Origin of the sequence: Nostoc sp. EspVER01, assembly GCF_034530635.1 — a bacterium.
Classification (GTDB): domain Bacteria; phylum Cyanobacteriota; class Cyanobacteriia; order Cyanobacteriales; family Nostocaceae; genus Nostoc.
In genome coordinates, this window is record NZ_JAVRCS010000029.1 from 1 (window position 1) to 18355 (window position 18355).

The 18355-nt window shown below is 39.7% G+C and carries 18 protein-coding genes and 3 pseudogenes; 11 read left to right on the plus strand and 10 right to left on the minus strand.

All coding sequences use genetic code 11. The features are described 5' to 3' along the window. Positions 1 to 154: 154 nt before the first annotated feature. Positions 155 to 1330 (plus strand): hormogonium polysaccharide biosynthesis glycosyltransferase HpsO, encoded by a 1176-nt coding sequence (hpsO, locus tag RMX69_RS21720; RefSeq protein ID WP_322638713.1) that lies wholly within the window; start codon positions 155 to 157, stop codon positions 1328 to 1330. A 3-nt stretch (positions 1331 to 1333) separates the two neighbouring features. Further along, a complete protein-coding gene (hpsP, locus tag RMX69_RS21725) occupies positions 1334 to 2506 on the plus strand; it encodes a hormogonium polysaccharide biosynthesis glycosyltransferase HpsP (RefSeq protein ID WP_322638679.1) in 1173 nt (390 codons plus the stop codon). Between the two features lie 2 nt (positions 2507 to 2508). Here hpsP and RMX69_RS21730 read toward each other — a convergent pair whose 3' ends face one another. Next, positions 2509 to 3222 carry a hypothetical protein gene (locus RMX69_RS21730; RefSeq protein ID WP_322638680.1) on the minus strand — a complete coding sequence of 238 codons (714 nt, stop codon included), beginning with the start codon at positions 3220 to 3222 and terminating at the stop codon, positions 2509 to 2511. A 436-nt stretch (positions 3223 to 3658) separates the two neighbouring features. Between RMX69_RS21730 and RMX69_RS21735 the strand changes: the two genes are divergently transcribed. The 3 genes and pseudogenes from RMX69_RS21735 to RMX69_RS29480 all read left to right on the plus strand — a co-directional run. Then, positions 3659 to 4297, plus strand: coding sequence for a peroxiredoxin (locus RMX69_RS21735; protein WP_094348143.1), 639 nt, complete (start codon positions 3659 to 3661; stop codon positions 4295 to 4297). Positions 4298 to 4413: 116 nt separating this feature from the next. After that, positions 4414 to 4579, plus strand: a pseudogene (locus RMX69_RS29475) (Uma2 family endonuclease); the annotation flags it as partial. 112 nt (positions 4580 to 4691) lie between these two features. After that, positions 4692 to 4985: pseudogene (locus tag RMX69_RS29480) on the plus strand (Uma2 family endonuclease); the annotation flags it as partial. A gap of 15 nt (positions 4986 to 5000) precedes the next feature. Here RMX69_RS29480 and hypA read toward each other — a convergent pair. Then, the gene (hypA, locus tag RMX69_RS21745) at positions 5001 to 5342 is read right to left on the minus strand and encodes a hydrogenase maturation nickel metallochaperone HypA (RefSeq protein WP_289797269.1); all 342 of its coding nucleotides are present in this window, start codon (positions 5340 to 5342) and stop codon (positions 5001 to 5003) included. A gap of 549 nt (positions 5343 to 5891) precedes the next feature. On the opposite strand from hypA, the gene RMX69_RS21750 reads away from it, so the two are divergent. Next, positions 5892 to 6083: a hypothetical protein gene (locus RMX69_RS21750; protein WP_289797270.1), complete on the plus strand. Its 192-nt coding sequence runs from the start codon at positions 5892 to 5894 to the stop codon at positions 6081 to 6083. A 398-nt stretch (positions 6084 to 6481) separates the two neighbouring features. Here RMX69_RS21750 and RMX69_RS21755 read toward each other — a convergent pair whose 3' ends face one another. From RMX69_RS21755 to RMX69_RS21765, 3 genes are all read right to left on the minus strand, one after another. Then, positions 6482 to 7339, minus strand: coding sequence for a sulfurtransferase (locus RMX69_RS21755; protein WP_322638681.1), 858 nt, complete (start codon positions 7337 to 7339; stop codon positions 6482 to 6484). Positions 7340 to 7834: 495 nt separating this feature from the next. After that, positions 7835 to 8056, minus strand: coding sequence for a DUF4327 family protein (locus RMX69_RS21760; RefSeq protein WP_289797272.1), 222 nt, complete (start codon positions 8054 to 8056; stop codon positions 7835 to 7837). A 331-nt stretch (positions 8057 to 8387) separates the two neighbouring features. Further along, complete coding sequence (locus RMX69_RS21765) at positions 8388 to 9962, minus strand: adenosine deaminase (RefSeq protein ID WP_289797273.1); 1575 nt, start codon at positions 9960 to 9962, stop codon at positions 8388 to 8390. A gap of 295 nt (positions 9963 to 10257) precedes the next feature. On the opposite strand from RMX69_RS21765, the gene RMX69_RS21770 reads away from it, so the two are divergent. Beyond that, the gene (locus RMX69_RS21770) at positions 10258 to 10956 is read left to right on the plus strand and encodes a DUF305 domain-containing protein (RefSeq protein WP_289797274.1); all 699 of its coding nucleotides are present in this window, start codon (positions 10258 to 10260) and stop codon (positions 10954 to 10956) included. A gap of 108 nt (positions 10957 to 11064) precedes the next feature. Here the strand turns inward: RMX69_RS21770 and RMX69_RS21775 are convergent, their stop codons facing one another. The 3 genes from RMX69_RS21775 to RMX69_RS21785 all read right to left on the minus strand — a co-directional run bounded on the left by RMX69_RS21775 (position 11065) and on the right by RMX69_RS21785 (position 12635). Further along, the gene (locus RMX69_RS21775; RefSeq protein ID WP_322638682.1) at positions 11065 to 11424 is read right to left on the minus strand and encodes a type II toxin-antitoxin system PemK/MazF family toxin; all 360 of its coding nucleotides are present in this window, start codon (positions 11422 to 11424) and stop codon (positions 11065 to 11067) included. Next, positions 11399 to 11650: a hypothetical protein gene (locus tag RMX69_RS21780; protein ID WP_322638683.1), complete on the minus strand. Its 252-nt coding sequence runs from the start codon at positions 11648 to 11650 to the stop codon at positions 11399 to 11401. The genes RMX69_RS21775 and RMX69_RS21780 overlap by 26 nt, the downstream gene beginning before the upstream one ends. A 76-nt stretch (positions 11651 to 11726) precedes the next feature. Continuing rightward, on the minus strand, positions 11727 to 12635 hold the full coding sequence (locus RMX69_RS21785; RefSeq protein WP_322638684.1) for a reverse transcriptase family protein: 909 nt from the start codon (positions 12633 to 12635) through the stop codon (positions 11727 to 11729). 283 nt (positions 12636 to 12918) lie between these two features. Between RMX69_RS21785 and RMX69_RS21790 the strand changes: the two are divergent. Beyond that, positions 12919 to 13092: pseudogene (locus RMX69_RS21790) on the plus strand (ATP-binding protein); the annotation flags it as partial. Between the two features lie 239 nt (positions 13093 to 13331). Here RMX69_RS21790 and hpf read toward each other — a convergent pair. Next, positions 13332 to 13979 (minus strand): ribosome hibernation-promoting factor, HPF/YfiA family, encoded by a 648-nt coding sequence (gene hpf, locus RMX69_RS21795; RefSeq protein WP_289797283.1) that lies wholly within the window; start codon positions 13977 to 13979, stop codon positions 13332 to 13334. A gap of 621 nt (positions 13980 to 14600) precedes the next feature. Here hpf and lipB point away from each other — a divergent pair. Both lipB and RMX69_RS21805 read left to right on the plus strand, forming a co-directional pair. Continuing rightward, a complete protein-coding gene (gene lipB, locus RMX69_RS21800; protein ID WP_322638685.1) occupies positions 14601 to 15344 on the plus strand; it encodes a lipoyl(octanoyl) transferase LipB in 744 nt (247 codons plus the stop codon). A 265-nt stretch (positions 15345 to 15609) separates the two neighbouring features. Then, positions 15610 to 15810, plus strand: a complete 201-nt coding sequence (locus RMX69_RS21805) for a hypothetical protein (RefSeq protein ID WP_094348136.1) — start codon at positions 15610 to 15612, stop codon at positions 15808 to 15810. 113 nt (positions 15811 to 15923) lie between these two features. Here RMX69_RS21805 and RMX69_RS21810 read toward each other — a convergent pair whose 3' ends face one another. Then, the gene (locus RMX69_RS21810; RefSeq protein WP_322638686.1) at positions 15924 to 16679 is read right to left on the minus strand and encodes an amino acid ABC transporter ATP-binding protein; all 756 of its coding nucleotides are present in this window, start codon (positions 16677 to 16679) and stop codon (positions 15924 to 15926) included. A gap of 88 nt (positions 16680 to 16767) precedes the next feature. On the opposite strand from RMX69_RS21810, the gene RMX69_RS21815 reads away from it, so the two are divergent. Next, a complete protein-coding gene (locus RMX69_RS21815; protein WP_322638687.1) occupies positions 16768 to 18258 on the plus strand; it encodes an ABC transporter permease subunit in 1491 nt (496 codons plus the stop codon). Positions 18259 to 18355 lie beyond the last annotated feature (97 nt).

Consider the following 18355-nt stretch of genomic DNA (forward strand, 5'->3'; position numbering starts at 1 on the left):
ATTTCCCTTTACATTTTCCCATAAATGATAAATCTTCCAAAACTGGATGCTCCCACAAGTTTAGTTAAGAGTTAAGAGTTAAGAGTTAGGAGTTAAGAGTTAATAGTTAGGAATTAGTGAAGGACAAATGACAAATGACAAATGACAAATGACAATGAAAATCTTAGTTGCTAGTCACACTTATATCGTAGACCTCAACTGTGAGAAATTACGCGCTTTATCTCAACTAGAACCTGACATTGAAGTGACAGTTGTAGTCCCAAAGCGCTGGAAACCAGGCGGTGTACAAAACAGAATTATTGAAACTGAATACCGTGATGAAGGCAGATTTAGAATAGTTCCAGTTTCTAATTTTAGTCAAAATCATCAGGGGCTTCTTACATTTGGCGCTGATTTGATATCTTTGTTCAAACAATTTCGCCCCGAAATCATCCAAGTTGAACAAGGTTCTAGAGCCTTGGCTTATACTCAAATGATTGCCTTAAATCAGCTATTAGGACTCAAGGCAAAAAATGTATTTTTTACCTGGTGGAATCTTCCTTATGAACTGAAACCACCAATTTCTTTATTAGAAAAATATAACCTCAACCACAGCCACGGTATTATTTCTGGCAATCAGGATGGAGCAGAGGTTTTACGGCAACGGGGATATACAGGTGCAATTAAAGTAATGCCACAACTGGGTGTAGATGAAAGTTTATTTACTCCCAAAGCTCAACCAGAGTTAGCAGCTAAGTTGGGCATTGAAAAAGAGGATTTTGTAGTAGGTTTTGTAGGGAGATTTGTCCAAGAAAAGGGTTTGCTAACGCTTTTGCAAGCTTTAGCTACTTTGAAAAATAGACCTTGGAAATTACTATTATTGGGACGGGGAGAGTTGCAAAGTGAATTAATGAAAATGGCCGCAGAAAACAATATTAAAGAACGATTAATTTTGATAGAAAGTGTTCCCCATGACGAGGTTGCAAGTTATATCAATTTAATGAATACTTTAGTATTACCTTCAGAAACAACTTATAAGTTTAAAACCTTAACTTCTGCTGGCTGGAAAGAGCAATTTGGTCATGTGCTAATTGAAGCGATGGCTTGCCAAGTTCCTGTGATTGGTTCTGATTCTGGTGAAATTCCCTATGTAATTGGTGATGCTGGCTTAGTTTTTCCTGAAGGTGATGTTCAAGCTCTTGCTAATTGCTTAGTTCAATTAATGGATAAACCAGATTTTGCTCATACTCTCGGTGAAATGGGTTATCAAAAAGCAATGATTCAATATACAAATAAAGCTTTGGCTAAACAGCAATTAGAGTTTTATCAAGAGTTGGTCATGAGCAAATAAAAAATGAAAATATTACAAATTGTTCCCTCAATTTCTCTAATTTACGGTGGGCCGAGTCAAATGGTACTTGGATTAGCTCCAGCGTTAGTAAAAGAAGGAGTAGAAGTTACAATTCTCACAACTGATAGTAATGGTGATAATGGTCAAACACCTCTGGATGTCCCTTTAAATCGCCCAATTAAACAAGATGGCTATGAAATCATTTACTTTCGTTGCGCCCCATTTCGTCGCTACAAATTTTCCCTCGATTTATTAAACTGGTTAAAACGTCATGCTCACGAGTTTGACATAGCACACATTCACGCTTTATTCTCGCCAATAATTAGTGCTGCTGCTCTTGTTTGTCGTCAGCAAAAGCTACCTTATATTTTCCGTCCTTTGGGTACTCTCGATCCGGCTGATTTACAGAAGAAAAAGCAATTGAAACAGCTTTATGTTGCAATTATAGAACGTCAAAATTTAGCTAGTGCCGCAGCAATTCATTTTACCAGCGACCAAGAAGCTAAAATATCAGAACGATTTGGAGTATCTACACCAGATTTGGTGATTCCCTTGGGTGTGATTCCCCGTCAATCTTCTATTAAAAATGTATGTAGTCAGTTAGAACTACCAAAAGATGTACCAATGGTGCTGTTTATGTCACGAATTGACCCAAAAAAAGGGTTGAATTTGTTGATTCCGGCGCTAGAGAAGCTGTTAGCGGTTGGTTATAAGTTTCATTTTGTCTTAGCTGGGACAAATCCTCAAGATCCAGATTACGAACAAAAGATAATATCCCAAATTCAAAATTCACCATTGCGATCGCACACTACAATTACGGGCTTTGTCACTGGTGAACTCAAAGTTAGTTTACTACAAGCGGCCGATTTATTTGTCTTACCTTCCTACTACGAAAATTTTGGGATTGCTGTCGCTGAAGCGATGGTTGCAGGTGTACCTGTAGTCATTTCTGACCAAGTGCATATTTGTCAACAGATACGTGATAGCGAGTCGGGTTGGGTAGGTGCAACAAATGTGCAAGCATTGGTAGAGTTACTGCAAGAGGCTTTGCAAAATCCCGCAGAACGCCAACGACGAGGATTAAATGCCCAAAAATATGCCTTGGGAAATTTTAGCTGGGATGCGATCGCAAAGCAAACAATCCAAGCCTACCAAAAAATTCTGACGAACAAATAAGTTTAACCCAATGCAGATAACAGCAGTTTTTGCCAAATAGGTGCTAGAACCGCTTTGACAACGATATCCGCAATCACAAAACCAATTCCAATCAACATATAAGTTTTCGGAAAGGGAGACTTTGGAACTTCGCCTCTGATGCGAGTTATTAAATTCAATCCCAATGCAGCTAAAGCTACTCCAGTGGCGATAAACCCGATTATCCGCATAAGTGACCAAGGATACCACCCTAAAATAGCTGCTAGCCAGGGTTTAGCACTAAATTTTACTAATTCTGCAACATAAAAATTCATGTAGTTCAGCATCCAAGTGCCGAATATCAATGCCATGCTACTTAAGGTGACAACGCAGAGAATACAAAAAATCCCGTAGTGCAATAAATGGTTTGGTAAAAATAAATTGAGTGAACCTTCCATACCTTCTCCCGTGCGAATCCAGTGCAACATCTCTGTAGTGTATGATTGTCCACGCAGGATAACTTTTGCTGCTGTTTCTGGTGCGATTGTTGTTCCTATCATTACAGTAATACTCTGCAAAACTCCCCACAGTAACATCCACCAAAAAGCACTTTTATATTGTTGACGACGTACTTGTGAAAAGAAAATTGGATAGGGGACAGCAGCACCTAAAATCGGCATCAACCAGGGAACTCTAAAAACAAAACTTGCAGTTGTGCTAAGGATAACACCAATCACCAAAAAGATTACTATCATCATAAGTAATTCATAATTCAAAAATAATAAGTATATTTGTAGTTTTTATTCGCAATTATTACGTTACAAAAATTAAAATTTTAACAGGTTGCAAACTTATCAAAATATTGTATCTATGCCAATAAAGGTTCCTGTAATTCTGCAATAATGTGGAAATGTTGCAACTCAACAAGCCAAGAGGTGCAATGGCTTGTAGTCAGATATCACCCTGATACTTGCAATTCTTTATGTAAAGAAAAACCTGTAGGAAAAACATATTAATTAAATGCATATATATGTACTTTAGTCAATAGCTTTACCTCTCTTTCGTCCTTTATCCGAGAGCGCTGACAACCTAAAATTTTGTTTCAAACTGCTAAAGTCCGATTGGGAAATAGGGGTTTTATGTCATGATGGCATACTAGAATATATATGCCTTTCTAACTACAGGGAATCTCTCATGGCTCTCCGTCTAGGTGACACAGTACCCAACTTTACGCAAGCCTCAACACACGGCGACATCGATTTTTACCAATGGGCAGGTGACAGCTGGGTTGTGCTGTTCTCTCACCCTGCTGATTTTACACCTGTTTGTACAACAGAACTTGGCACAGTTGCCAAGCTCAAACCAGAATTTGACAAACGCAATGTCAAAGCGATCGCACTCAGCGTTGATGACGTAGAATCACACAAAGGCTGGGTGGGAGACATTGAAGAAACTCAAAGCACCACCCTTAACTACCCAATTTTGGCAGATGCAGATCGCAAGGTTGCCGATCTGTACGACATGATTCACCCTAATGCTAATGCGGCTGTGACAGTGCGATCGGTTTTTGTAATAGACCCCAACAAGAAACTCCGTCTCTCTTTCACCTATCCTCCCAGCACGGGACGCAACTTTGATGAACTTTTGCGGGTGATTGATTCTCTGCAATTGACTGATAATTACAGCGTGGCGACACCAGCTGACTGGAAAGATGGAGAGGATGTTGTAATTGTCCCCTCACTGAAAGATCCAGAAGTACTCAAACAGAAATTCCCCAAAGGTTACGAGGAAATCAAACCTTATCTGCGGATGACTCCTCAGCCTAACAAGTAAATCTGAGAATGATTTCTGATAAAAAACAAAGACGCAAAGTTATATCTTGGCGTCTTTGTTTTTTTTGCGTGAGAATATAGTCAGTGGGCTAACATCCGAACCTGGAGGAAATCCCTATGTTCTCATCCCCTTTGGTTTTGCAAATTCCGTCATCAATGCAAATGACAGACGAACAATTTTTTGAATTCTGTCAAATGAATCGTGACTTACGCATTGAGCGAAATAAATTTGGAGAATTGGTAATTATGCCTCCTACTGGTTCAGAGACAGGAAACCGAGAAGTTGACATCTTCACCGACCTAAAGGCGCGGTGATTCTGGAGTAATAAGTAATAAGTAATAAGTAAATACCCATTTTTCATCCACTCATTACTCATTACTCCTTACTCATTACTTTAAATCCGTGGAATTCTCTGTCTCCAAAACAACAGGAAAAGTTTGCACCCATTTGTCCAGATTTTGTAGTTGAACTAAAATCTCCTAGCGACAACCTCCAGACTTTGAAAGAAAAAATGGAGGAATATATGAATGAGCCAGGAATACAGTTAGGCTGGTTGATTGACCGTAAGCAGCGTAAAGTTTATATTTATCGTCCTGGATTGCCAGAAGAATGTTTAGATAATCCTACTAGTGTGAATGGCGAGTTGGTGTTGCCTGGGTTTATTTTGAATATGAGTAAAGTTTGGTAAGATTCAGGCGATGAATCAAGACACTTCTAGAAAAGCTAGTTCAAACTCGTTGCCTTGACGCACTTCACAATAAGCTTGGTGACACTCTGGACATTCATTCAGTTCGCTAGTCGGGTGAAATTCCATGTTGCAATTCGAGCAATAACAAACAACAGGGACATTCTCTACTTGCAGTTTGGCATCTTCCGCTATTGTTCCTTTTTTGGCAACATCAAAGGCAACCTCCAAAGAATCTGGCACTACATCAGATGCCTCACCCACTCGCATTTGTACTAAACGAATATGTTGAGCGCCTTCGTCTTTAGCTCGTTTAACAGCAGCATCAAGAATATTTTGCATCATGCCAACTTCATGCATAATTCTTTCCTCGCAGTTTTGATTAAGTGGTTTATTTGATCAATTGCTATCTCTATTCCTTGTTCAGCAAGAGGTGATAGATTTTCACCCAATTCAAAGTTCACTCCTGGTACCGTCAATGACCTACAGGGCTTGACGCGGTATGTCCAGCGATAACATTGGAAGAGTTAGGTAAGAGCGATTGTACTTGCACATGGGAATTTTCGGACGCTAAAACTTGCATCACCGTAACCAATTGCGATGCCTACGGCGGGCGTTCGCGTAGCGTCTCGTAGAGAAGCCATCGCATTACAATTCATACTTTTTAGTTATCCAACCCTATTTTTAATTTAGATAAAAAACTTGAGGAACTTGTGAGGAAATATTTGAATTAAACAATTTTTTCATCTATTAAAAATAAATTCTCAAAATTGAGTATTCAAAATAGGTTAAACTGCATATAGAAGCTGGCAGAATATTAGTACCACTCCGCAATAAATCTTAATATACAGGTTAAGAACAAGTGGGTTTTGTCAGCATATATTAGATGACGTTAAGGAGGCAAATATCATGCACAAAGAATATATGGAGATTTTAGAATCATTAATTAATAAATTGACATTATCTGCAATATTAGAAATGTTAGAGCGAATATGTCACAAAAAAGCGGAACATCTGAGAACTCATTGGCAAGATGAGACTTCAGCAAAGCTTTGGGATAAAGCCGCTAGACAGATAGAACAGATAAATGTTGATGTTTGATTGAAGAATAATTCAGAATTTAGCAGTCAGAATCAATGGGTAAATAATTCAGAGCCGTCACGTATTGTCAATGAGTTATTATGAGCTTTTTGAGTGATGCAGATGGCTACCTATTTGCAAAACAGTATGCTCAAATGGATACTTGGGCATTAAATAATACTAGTTTGGTAATAAGTAGGTAGACATAATTAAATATAAAATAAACTCCTAGTTTGTAGTGAGCGATTTATCCCTCAGAGCAAGGATTATCAGAACTAAAGTCCTTACTACAAACAATAAATTTATTTATGCCTACATACTTACTGTTTAGCGATCGCGCTTAAGTTAAAGTGTATTTGCACTGTAGCGACGCAATAATTCTACTCACATTCTTAAGCCAAGTGTATTGCTTTATACGCTCATTGTATGACTCTACTATCAATTGGTAGTGAAAAATCACGAGACCATTCATTCCAAGAGCCGAAATAATTTCTAGCAGAAATTCCCGCCTCTTCAAGGGCTATTAATGTATTCGCAGCCCTTGAACCTTTAAAGCAGTAAATGTACACAATGGACTCGGAAGTAATACCCACTGACTGACAAATTTCTCGGATTTCATCTGGCGATCGGAACGTAGGGATTTCCGATTCAGAATTCATCAGATGATGCCATTCTAACCATACAGAGTTAGGGATTCTACCTTTGCGGGGACAAAAATCAGGATGGTAAGGAGAAGAACTCAACCCAAGCCATTCGTTGCGATCGCGCACATCTAATTTAATAATTGCTGGATTCTCAATTGCTTGCAACATCTCGGTGGTAGTCACCATTATGTCAGCATTGGGATGCAATCTAAATATGCTGCTTTCACGCTTCGGTACTTCATCGGTAGTAGGTAATCCTGCCTTAAGCCATGCTCTATATCCTCCGTGTAAAATAGATACCTGAGTGCAGCCCAAATATTTCAGCAAGAAAGCTGCTCTACAAGATTGACCATAACCTTTATTTAAAGCATCTTCATAAACAATTAACTGTTCTGCACCAGATATTCCTACCCTGCTCATGATTTCTGCAAAATGCTCTTGCAATTCCTTTAATCCTGCTGGGGACGAATTCTCTAAAAGATAGGTGAAAAAATCTCTAATATTTATGGCTTGAGAAATATGACAAATAGCATAATCTTCTTGACTTCGCGTATCGATAATGACAGTCTGTGATGATTTTTCTCCTAGCATTGATGTGAGTTGTTGAGGAGAAATGAGGAGTTTCGTCTTCACGCTTTCATGCTTCTGTTATTGTACCATTAGGCATTATCGCCGTTGGTAGATTTACATTTTGGAATGCAAATTACAGAAGAATGAATGTTAAATGTTATTAGAGAACTTTTATGGATGTTTTGTTTTGAAATAAGAATTCTGAATTCTGAATTCTAAATAAATTACTCTCGCCAAATTTTATTTAGAACAAGCGGCGCAGTTTTTCGGCAGCTTTAGGAATTCTAACCGCAAGAATGCGATCGCTAGCAATGCACCAATACTCATCCCGAAAATACCACAAGCACCTAAACATCTGATCGCAGAAGATTTAGTTGCGACACTGTTGAAATAGCATTAAATAAAATTGGCGTTGCATATTTGCGGAATGATTTAGCAACTTCCAAAATTCTCCCCTGCTTGCCCCAATTCATCCCACTTTTCTGTAACGCCGAAATTGGCTCTCACTTAATTATTACTCAAGCAACACTGTTACATTTTTAGCTTTACACTTTTGTTTTAATCTTCAATCCAGTCTTCACGACCCAATAGATCGATAATCTTATCTCTGAGTAAAAAGTCATTTTCTTCTAGCTCAAGCTCAACACAAATCCAATCTCGACCAGGAATGTACTGACACAAAGCATAAATTGGCTGGTTACGTCTTACAAGTCCTTTGTGAATAAGTTGGCGCGCTTCTTCTTTAATAACTTCTATGTCATATTTGACAGCAGTATCCATAACTTTTCTCCCAGCTATTTAAGTTCTGCAAAACCAGAACAATTCATGCTTTGGCTTTACCTTAAACTTACCAAAAGAATTTGAGGAAATTGTGAAAATGAGAATAATGATACATAAGTTTATTCCTAAACAATCTTGACTTTGTAAGTATAATTTTTCACAATAATCAAAGCCCACTTACTTGGAAAATGACAATGCCTTTCTCATGAACAATACCTTTGCCAAAATAAGAGTCTAGAAAATTTTGGCAAAGGTATTGTTTGCAGTAAAGCTTGCAGGTATGAAAAACTTCACTACTAATTTGTTGCTCTACATTTTTCGTGAAAGTCCATCAAAGCCAGTTCTGCAATGACTCAAACCGAGCAAATTCCGACTCTAGCTGCCATTGAATCCGCGCGCGATCGCTTTTGTTCAAAAAGGCACTGCACCCTTGAGAAACAGAGGTTTCACCAGGGGTATCGCTTGCACAAGCTGAAACCATTGCCTTAAACTCAGGCGACTTCCAGAGACTATTTCCCGGAGCGAAACTATATTCTAAGCCATTGCGAGCCAGTCGCTTGAGGTCTTTATATCCCAGCCCATATCTCGTTGCTGCTAACAAATACTCATGACTCAAATCGATGCGGGAAATGCCTTCATCATCGGAAGCAAGGGTCATTGGTACTCCAGCCTTCCAATACTCCCTAAAAGGATGCTGATCTCCCTGAACATTCAAAATGACCTCATTACTGGTCAGGCAGATTTCGACCAATACGCCGCGTCGCCGCATTTGCTCCATCAACTCGAAGGGACGCTCCTCAAAAAAAATACCTACGCCATGTCCGATGCGAGATGCCTGTGCCACTTCTACAGCTTGCCGAATATGAAAACGTAAATCCTCTGTCGGAACCAACCCCAGTGTTAACTCTCCGGCATGGAGCGCGACCTTGACATTGGGATATTGGCGTTTCAAAAATTGCAGCATTTGCATTTGCAGGGTGTAGTCGCGCAGTGCAATCGGGTTGTCTTCTGGGGCAACAAGATTGATGCCAACTACCCGCGAATCTGATGAATCTAGTGCAAAGGCATAAGCTAACTGAGCAAACACTTCAACGGGCGACTTTGTTCTTGTCGTTTGCTGCAAATAGCGCACCGTCACTGCACATCCAGGCTGTGCCGATGGAGTGCCGCAACCGAGCGTTTTCGAGACTTCGCGCTCCAACTGTGCAAATTGCTGGTTGCCGAGTGTCACTAGCTTGGTTAATCCTCGTTTGAGCAATTGACTATGCATCTCTTGCAAATCTTTATTCCAACCAACTTCACGCCCTAGCTGTCGAACCTCACTGCCCTGAACGGTAAGCATTAACTCTAGATAGGTAATATGCTGCGAAGCTGCCCGATTTGCTACTGACGCGACCATATCATCCCGACGGCTCATAGAGTCTGATATTGGCCCAAAACCACTAAAAGCCTCAAAAAATTGGTCGTGTCCTGATTTTCCAGTAAATTGGAGGTTACGAGTAGACCAACGATTTATTAGGGAATCATAAACAGATGTTCGGTTGAACAATTCTGAGGCTGGAAAATAGCTACTGTCCTGACCGCAAGCTTTAGGTTCAACTAAAGCCTCCGCTTTTGGATTCACACAATACCCATCGGTGGCAGCCCACTCCAGATAGTGTTCTGCGTACACAGCCCCGCTTAGATGACTGTGGATATCTCCTCCCTTCGGCATTCGCTGTACAAATGCTCGTAAAGCGCCTGGCTGTGTGCGATGGGCTTCAAACCAACTAGCAGTTTCAGTTTCACTCCGAATCGAGGACTGCTGCGAATTAGATGGGACTTGGGCTGCTACACTGAAGATCAAACAGCTAGAAGTCGTTAATACTCCTAAAAAGAAATAATATAATTGCGCTCGTCTATGCATATATATTTATTTTTTTGTAAAACATGGCCAGTATGAGTGTAGTTATTATGCTGTTCAAAACCATCAACTATCAATCTTTATAAGCTAGATAAACTATAACCTAAGATAGATACGTATGAATTAATTTTATTTAATCCAATCAGAACTTATCATTCTTTAACATTTTTTGTTCGCTACTCAGAAAGCCTTGCTCATCGGGCGATCGCATACCCTAACCATCGAGGTACTTTAAATTTCATCTAAATTTCATTAGATTATTAGATCATTAGAATTAGAAACATATCAGGTAAGATTTATGCAACTGCTATTTTTAAGGAATGGCTTTTTAGCGCTAACTTTTACTGCGATCGCTTCAGCAGGTGGGTTAATTACAGGCTGTGCTGGTACTGCTTCCCAAAACCAAAGTGAAGCAGCAAAGGCAACCGCCGCCAATGCTAAAGACAAGCAGATGATGAACCACGGTGGTGGCATGATGAATCACAGTATGGGCATGGATTTAGGCCCAGCCGATGCTAATTTTGATTTACGATTTATTGACGCTATGATACCGCACCATCAAGGGGCTGTGGAAATGGCGAATGTTGCGCAGCAGAAATCAAAACGTCCTGAAATCAAAAAATTAGCAGACAATATTATCAAATCACAAAACCAAGAAATCACTCAGATGAAGCAGTGGCGACAAGCTTGGTATCCCAAAGCGGGAGATAAACCAATGGCTTACAACAGCCAAATGGGTCACATGATGGAGATGTCGCCTGACCAGATGCAAACTATGATGATGAGTCAAGACTTAGGTGCAGCCGATGCTGAATTTGATTTGCGCTTTATCAATGCGATGATTCCTCACCACGAAGGGGCTGTAACAATGGGAAAAGATGCCTTAAGCAAGTCTAAACGCCCTGAAATCAAGAAATTAGCCCAAGAAATTATCAAAGCCCAAGATATAGAGATTAAACAAATGCAACAGTGGCGAAAAGCTTGGTACAACAAGTAATTTGTAATTCGTAATAAAGTTTTCAGGTCAATATCAAGTGAAAATGCTTGTAGACATTGATGGCAAAAAAGTAGACGGGCGTTTTATGTTATGCTGCATTAGTTCTCACTACAATCCAAGTGTATCTCTCAATGCTTGGTCAATATTTGCTGTTGGTAGTGAGCCAATTACTTGATAAATTGCGGAAAGTGTAATTGTTGCCAAGTTATCAGCCATTACTACTGAATCTGCTAAAAGCCCGGATTGTTTTCCTTCTGATGAACTTAGCAGTATAGTTACACGGCTAGGATATCCTGCTCGAAACATCTGGCTGGTAATCATAGCAACGATAACTTGGGGCAAACCTGTCTGCAAATTATCTGCTTGCACAATCAGAGCAGGTCGTGTTTTGGCAGTAGTCAGGTTAGAATTTGGAAATAGTACCAGAACAACATCACCTCGCTTAAAGGTTTGTTTTGGCTGCGTCATAGTTGTCATAGATACTCATTTCTGGACTATCCCAATCATCTGCAAAGGTTGCTAAATGCGATCGCAAAATCTCAGCTTGCGCTTTGTTAATTCCCTGAGAAGCTAGGTCAATCTCATTCGACCTCACAAAAGTCACAATCACTCGCGTTCCTTCATCTATATCAGTGGGTTGTTCGGTGAGTTCCACTCGACCATTACGATAGATGCCTTCAATATTATTCAGCATTTTTAACCTTATTGCTTGTGAATAGTTAAATAGTGTGGCTTATGGCAACAATTTCCTTCTGATTAAAAATATTTAGTCATATTTCTATACTACTGTTATTTGCTTTTATGATTTGTTGCATTTGTGCTTTTAAACCTTTTAACCTTTTAAAGATATCTTTTCCTTTTTCATATCTAATACCTAATTTAAGCAATTGACGACATCGATGCATCTTTAAATGCTGTCGGTTAGGAATTTTTAACTCACCTTCATTTGTAGCAATAATTCCAGTAATTTCGTATGATTTTTTGCCAATATAATGCTTTTCCTTTTTCTTGTTACTACGTAATCCGTAACGATGAAACTGCTTTTTGACCTGCCCAATCAACTCACCTGGAACACGATCACCTGAGATTGTGACATCATCTATGTAGACAGTCAAAGTGCAATTTGCCAAATCAACAATTTCGTTGATTGCTTCCCACATATCTATATGTGCAAAGTAGGAAAGTATAGGACTCGATGGGCTTCCAGTTGGCAGATGATCTTTGAAAGTTGAGAGCTTGGTTAAAATGTCAACGACATCTGAAGAGCATTTCATCTGTTTACGGAAGAACCAATCAATACGCTTGGCTGGTGTAGAAGGAAAGTATTTTTCAATGTCAAGACTCCTTACTTCTCTGGAATTTACATGAGCTTTAGCATTACTGATGTAGGAACGCCCTTTTGCAGGAGCATGTATGTAGTTTGGAACCTTAATTCGCTTCAGAAGGTCTTCAATCCGCGTTTGGACACGTTTGAGGTCTTGTCTTGGCTTTTCAAAACGACGGCTTTTTCCTCTCTCTGGATCGAATATGTCCGACTCTGCATACAAATGCTCTGTGTTAGTCAGCAATTTAAGCTTAATTTGACTAACATACAAAAGCTTTGCAAGTTTTGCCTTAGATTTCAAACAGTAAAAAGGCGACTGGTCTAATTCGTATCTTGCATATTTACTCTTCCGCATAAGAATGACCAGACCTTTCAGCAATGAAGTTAAGAATGGCAAGAATCTTAGAGGGTGTTTATAAAATAAATCTTAAGCAGTTGAGCGACTATGATTAGATGAAGGCCGATGTTCTGCTGGAATCATTGATTTTATCAAATCCCATTCGACATCAGAAACGTCTGTAGGATAAGCTTTTCGAGCCATTTTACCTGATTCAAATATTATGACTGTCTCTTTTAAAATACCTGTCCTGGGGAATGACTATGGTGCTCTTTATTTTTTATTTATAAACACCCTCTAAGACCATAGTGAAAATTATGCTGTAATTCAGGTTCAAGATACAGGTATTGGTATTCCACATAAAGAACTGACTCGGATTTTCGATCGCTTTTACTGAGTAAATAGCGATGCCTACGGCGGGCTGGGCCTACGCTCTCGTAAAACTGGTGGTTCTGGATTAGGATTAGCAATCGCTAATACTAATTCTTTATGAAACTGCGCTAAATAAGTCCACTAATGAGCGGAACTTTACCTAGCGCATATTTGACTTCAAGTAAGCCTTTTCGTCCTTCATCTTTATACTTTCTCAGTGGAAGATGCAGGTGCAACTTCTCCTCGCCGAAGTCGTACCCCTCCGGGGAAGCAAGCTACGCATAGTGTCCCGTAGGGAAGGGAGCCGAAGTGCTGCTCCCCTCATCTCCCTATTCCCAGTGCCTATTTACTAGAATGGGACTTTTCTGGCATGACTATATTAGTATGGCTTGCCTTGCCATTTTTGCCGTTAGTATTTCCGTTACCATTGCGGGGATGGATGACACCATAACCGCCGTGGTTACGTTCGTAAATTACATTAATCTCTCCAGTTTCAGAATTATGGAACATATAAAAGTCGTGTCCTACGAGTTGCAGTTGTTCTAGGGCTTCTGCAACAGTCATCGGCGGCATGGAAAAATATTTAGTGCGGACGACTTCGTTGGGCAATTCGGCGGTGCGATCGCCAATTAAATCTGTTACTATCGACTCTGCAACAACTACTTCTGTTGGTAGAGCATGAGTTTTCTGGTCTTGACGCCGTTCTTTATATTTCCGCAGTTGACGAGCAATTTTATCTGCAACTAAGTCAATGCTGGCATATAGACTTTCGCTGCTTTCCTCGGCACGAATAACGCTACCGTTAGCATAAATAGTTACTTCAGCTGCTTGTCTTGGATTAATTCGGGGATTCCGAGCGACGCTAAGATGCACATCCACTTCATTTGTAATGCTTTGAAAGTGACTAACTGCTTTTTCAATCTTTTGATGTACATACTCACGAATCGCATCGGTGATTTCAATATTTTTGCCGTGGATGACAAGCTTCATGTAATACTCTCCCGCTGAATATTTTGGATGTGTGAATTTGCTTTGTATGAAAAGAAATTGCGGTAAGGTTTATTACTCCCGCCAAAACAAATTGTGAACTATATTGTATCTACTGCTGTTAAGCTGTCTCTCAGCTTGCTGCATCTGAGGAATAGTCAAGTATACCCTTGATTTACCTCCTCATATCTGCGCTGATGTCTAATTGTATATCCAATTAGCACTCAAGAGTTGAGGAAATCTAATTGTAGCTCCTATGACTACCTTTTCCTTTAAAGGAATGCTTGCAGAACTGTTGATAGTTGCTCCTTCTGTGTTCGATTGAGGTTTGCTTGCTGTTGCTCAAGAATACATGCTTTGTGGAAGTTTGATTTTGTTTGAAATGCAAACAATGATATTAAAGTCATCAGCCAGTACATTCTTCCCTTATTGTCTTGGCATAATGCTTATTGCAGAGAATTCCTCCTAAAACCTATTGAGGTTATATATTCAAGCTAGCACTTTGTATTTTCTAATGCATGTTCCCTTGACTTTCCTTTAAAATCCTTTGCAAAGCTTGACAATTGTTGATTCTAATCCTGTAACTCGAAATATATTTCGTTCTTTATACGGTTGAATTTTGGCATGATCCATAGTAACGAACCACAAAAAAACATTTGTTTGCTGTATAATCAAGGGTTAATGCCTTACTTGGAAGCTCATGGATGGCAGCGATCGCTTCTGACTGAGCGCATTCATGACCCAAGTCTCGATGACATATTAATTTTGCTAGAACATCCACCTGTCTACACTTTGGGACAAGGAAGCAACTTAGACTTTCTCAAATTTGATATTGACCCTTTGGCAACTCTTGGAGACGCTACGCGTAGCTTGCTTCCCCGCAGGGTAAACAGTCAGTATGATGTACATCGAGTTGAACGAGGCGGCGAGGTTACTTACCATTGTCCCGGTCAACTGGTAGGCTATCCAATTTTAAATCTGCAACGTTATCGTAAAGACCTCCATTGGTACTTACGGCAACTCGAAGAAGTAATAATTCGTGTATTGGCAGTTTATGGGTTGCAAGGAGAAAGAATTCCGGCTTTTACTGGCGTTTGGTTGCAAGGGCGAAAAGTTGCAGCAATTGGTATTAAAGTCAGCCGTTGGATTACTATGCACGGCTTTGCATTAAATGTTTGTCCAGATATGACAGGCTTTGAGCGTATTGTACCCTGCGGTATTTCTGACAAACCTGTAGGCAGTTTAGCCGAATGGATTCCAGGTATCACCTGCCAAGAAGTCCGTTTTTACATAGCAGAATCTTTTGCGGAAGTCTTTGGCGTGGAATTAGTAGAATCTCAGCCTCAAGGATTTTTCCGGTCTGAGTAAATTCAGCTTGTAATATGTAATAAATACTATAGCAGTCCTATTTAAATTGTGAGACACTTATGAGAGTAGTCCATATTTAATAGTATCAAAATAACTATTTAATACCCATTTGAAAAAAGAATGTGATAGATACAAACCTGAGAAGCCAGATTAAATCAGACTTTTTGAATTTGGAATTGGTATAACTGCGGTTTTCAAAGCTATAATCTGATTATTTCTAAATTTTTATACTAACTTTTTACGGCTGTCAAGCACAACTTTGCGCGTGAATTACTCAAATAATCTCCAGGTATATGCCCCATCGATAACATCTCTCAGAGAACGTGATTGGACAGCTTTGATAGAACTATTTGATAGAGACGACGGTGATGAAATTGAAGCCGACATCAGCGGTAGTTTATTTTGGCTAATACCTGAACCTTGTTGGGAAGACGATCCCTTTGATTTTTTGCGCGAGTACCTTTAAAGAGTGCTGAGTAATGAGTAATGAGTAATGAGTAATGAGTTCAAAAGAAGCCTTTAATTTGTAACTCCTAACTCCTAACTCCTAACTCCTAACTCCTAACTCCTAACTCCTAACTATCTAACGTTGAGGCGACTTAGGAAAATACGTAGGCGATCGCTTTGGGGATTGGTCAACACTTCATAGGCTGGGCCTTGTTCTGTCACAATACCTTTATCTAAAAATATCACCTGATGGGCTACTTCTTTGGCAAACTGCATTTCATGGGTGACAACCACCATTGTCATCCCTTCTGTGGCTAATTGTTGCATCACTTGCAGAACTTCGCCAACGAGTTCGGGATCTAGGGCGCTGGTGGGTTCGTCAAATAGCATGATTTGGGGATTCATACATAAACTACGAGCGATCGCTACTCGTTGCTTTTGTCCGCCAGAAAGTTGTTCGGGATAAGCAGAGGCTTTGTCAGATAAGCCAACTTTTTCTAAATATAATCTCGCTATTTGGGCGCTTTCTTTCGGTGTTTTACCTAAGACTTTACGCGGTGCAAGTGTCATATTTTCTAAGACGCTGAGATGGGGAAACAAGTTGAACTGTTGAAAAACCATGCCTACTTGTGTTCGTAGTTGCCGCAGTTGGCTATAGTTGACAGTGGGTCGGGATAAGTTAATTCCGTTGATGATTAAACGCCCTTTGTCAATGGTTTCTAACCGATTAAAGCAGCGTAGTAGGGTACTTTTACCGCAGCCGGAGGAACCGATAACTGCAACGACTTCTCCCCGATTGATTTCGCCGGTGATTCCTTTGAGGACTTTGAGGGAACCAAAGTTTTTTTCGATATTGTCAAAAATAATCGCAGGGATGGTATTGTTCATTACTTGTATCAAGCTGCTCTACAGTTGATTGTAAAGTTTTTAACGAACCGCAGAGGCGCAGAGAGCGCAGAGGGGAAGAGAAAATAATATGGTTAAATTTGGTTTTAGGCGTTGGTGTGTGGTTGTAGGTTTAATCTGTTTGTTACTGGTTGGCTGTGCTGTGAACCCTAGCACGGGGAAAACTTTGCGGGTTGCTACAGAACCGGCATTTCCACCTTTTGAATTTCAAGGAAAAGGTGGCGAGTTGCAGGGGTTTTCCATTGATTTGATGAATGCGATCGCTTCTTCTGCTAACTTTAAAGTTGATTTTCAAAGTCTGCCTTTTGATGGCATTATCCCAGCTTTGCAAGCCAAAACGGTAGATGCGGCCATTAGTTCGATTACGATTACTGAAGAGAGGGCGAAAACGATTTCTTTTTCCCGTCCTTATTTTAAGGCTGGGTTAGCGATCGCAATTCGCGCAGACAATCAAGATATTACTGGTTTTGACAGTCTCAAAAATAAAAAAGTTGCTGTACAAATTGGCACAACTGGGGCTGCAAAGGCTAAGAGTATTCCTGGGGTACAAATTCGCAGTTTTGATTCTGCACCCATAGCCCTGCAAGAATTACTCAACGGTAATGTGGATGCAGTGATTAATGATGCACCTGTGACTTTATATGCAATTAATACAGGCAATCTTCAGGGAATTAAAGTTGTACAACAATTGCTGACGGAGGAGTTTTATGGAATTGCTACAGCTAAAAACTCGCCGAATTTGACATTAATAAATGATGGCTTGGATAGGGTGCTGAAAAATGGCACTTATACCCAAATTTACCAGAAATGGTTTAAAGTTGAACCACCATCACTACCAGCTAAATCACTATTTGAGAATCAAACTAACACTGGCGCACCTAAAATATTAACTTCAATTAGCGTGGTTTTACAGGCTTTTCCAAGTCTATTGCAGGGTGCATTGATCACGTTGCAATTGACGATACTTTCGGTAGTATTTGGTTTAATTGGCGGTTCCTTAATTGGTATTGTTCGCCTTTCTCATATTGCACCTGTGCGTTGCTTGGCGAGGGCGTATGTAGATTTTTTTCGAGGAACGCCTTTGTTGGTACAAATTTTTATGATTTACTTTGGTTTCCCAGCAATTTTACAAGAACTTGGTTTGACATTTTCTTTTGATCGTCTAACTGCTGGGGTAATTGCCTTGAGTTTGAATAGTGCTGCATACATTGCCGAAGTTGTTCGTGCTGGAATTCAATCAATTGAACCAGGACAAGCAGAAGCAGCAAAATCATTAGGTTTAAGTTCTGTGCAAACTATGAGTTATGTAATTTTTCCCCAAGCTTTCCGGCGAATGATTCCACCTTTGGGGAATGAGTTTATCAGTTTGTTGAAAGATACTAGCTTAGTTTCTGTGATTGGGTTTGAAGAATTACTACGTAAAGGACAGCTAATTGTTGCTGATAACTATCGCGCTTTTGAAATTTACGCAGGTGTAGCAGTGGTTTATTTGTGTTTGACACTACTTTCTTCCCAAGCATTTAGCCGATTAGAAGCTTGGATGAATCCCATCAAGCCCTAAGAGACTTTCAAAAATAATTTCTCAAAATTTAGAGAATGATAATAAATATATTTAATAAAATTACAAGGATTGTATTATACCTTTATTCTAGCAATTA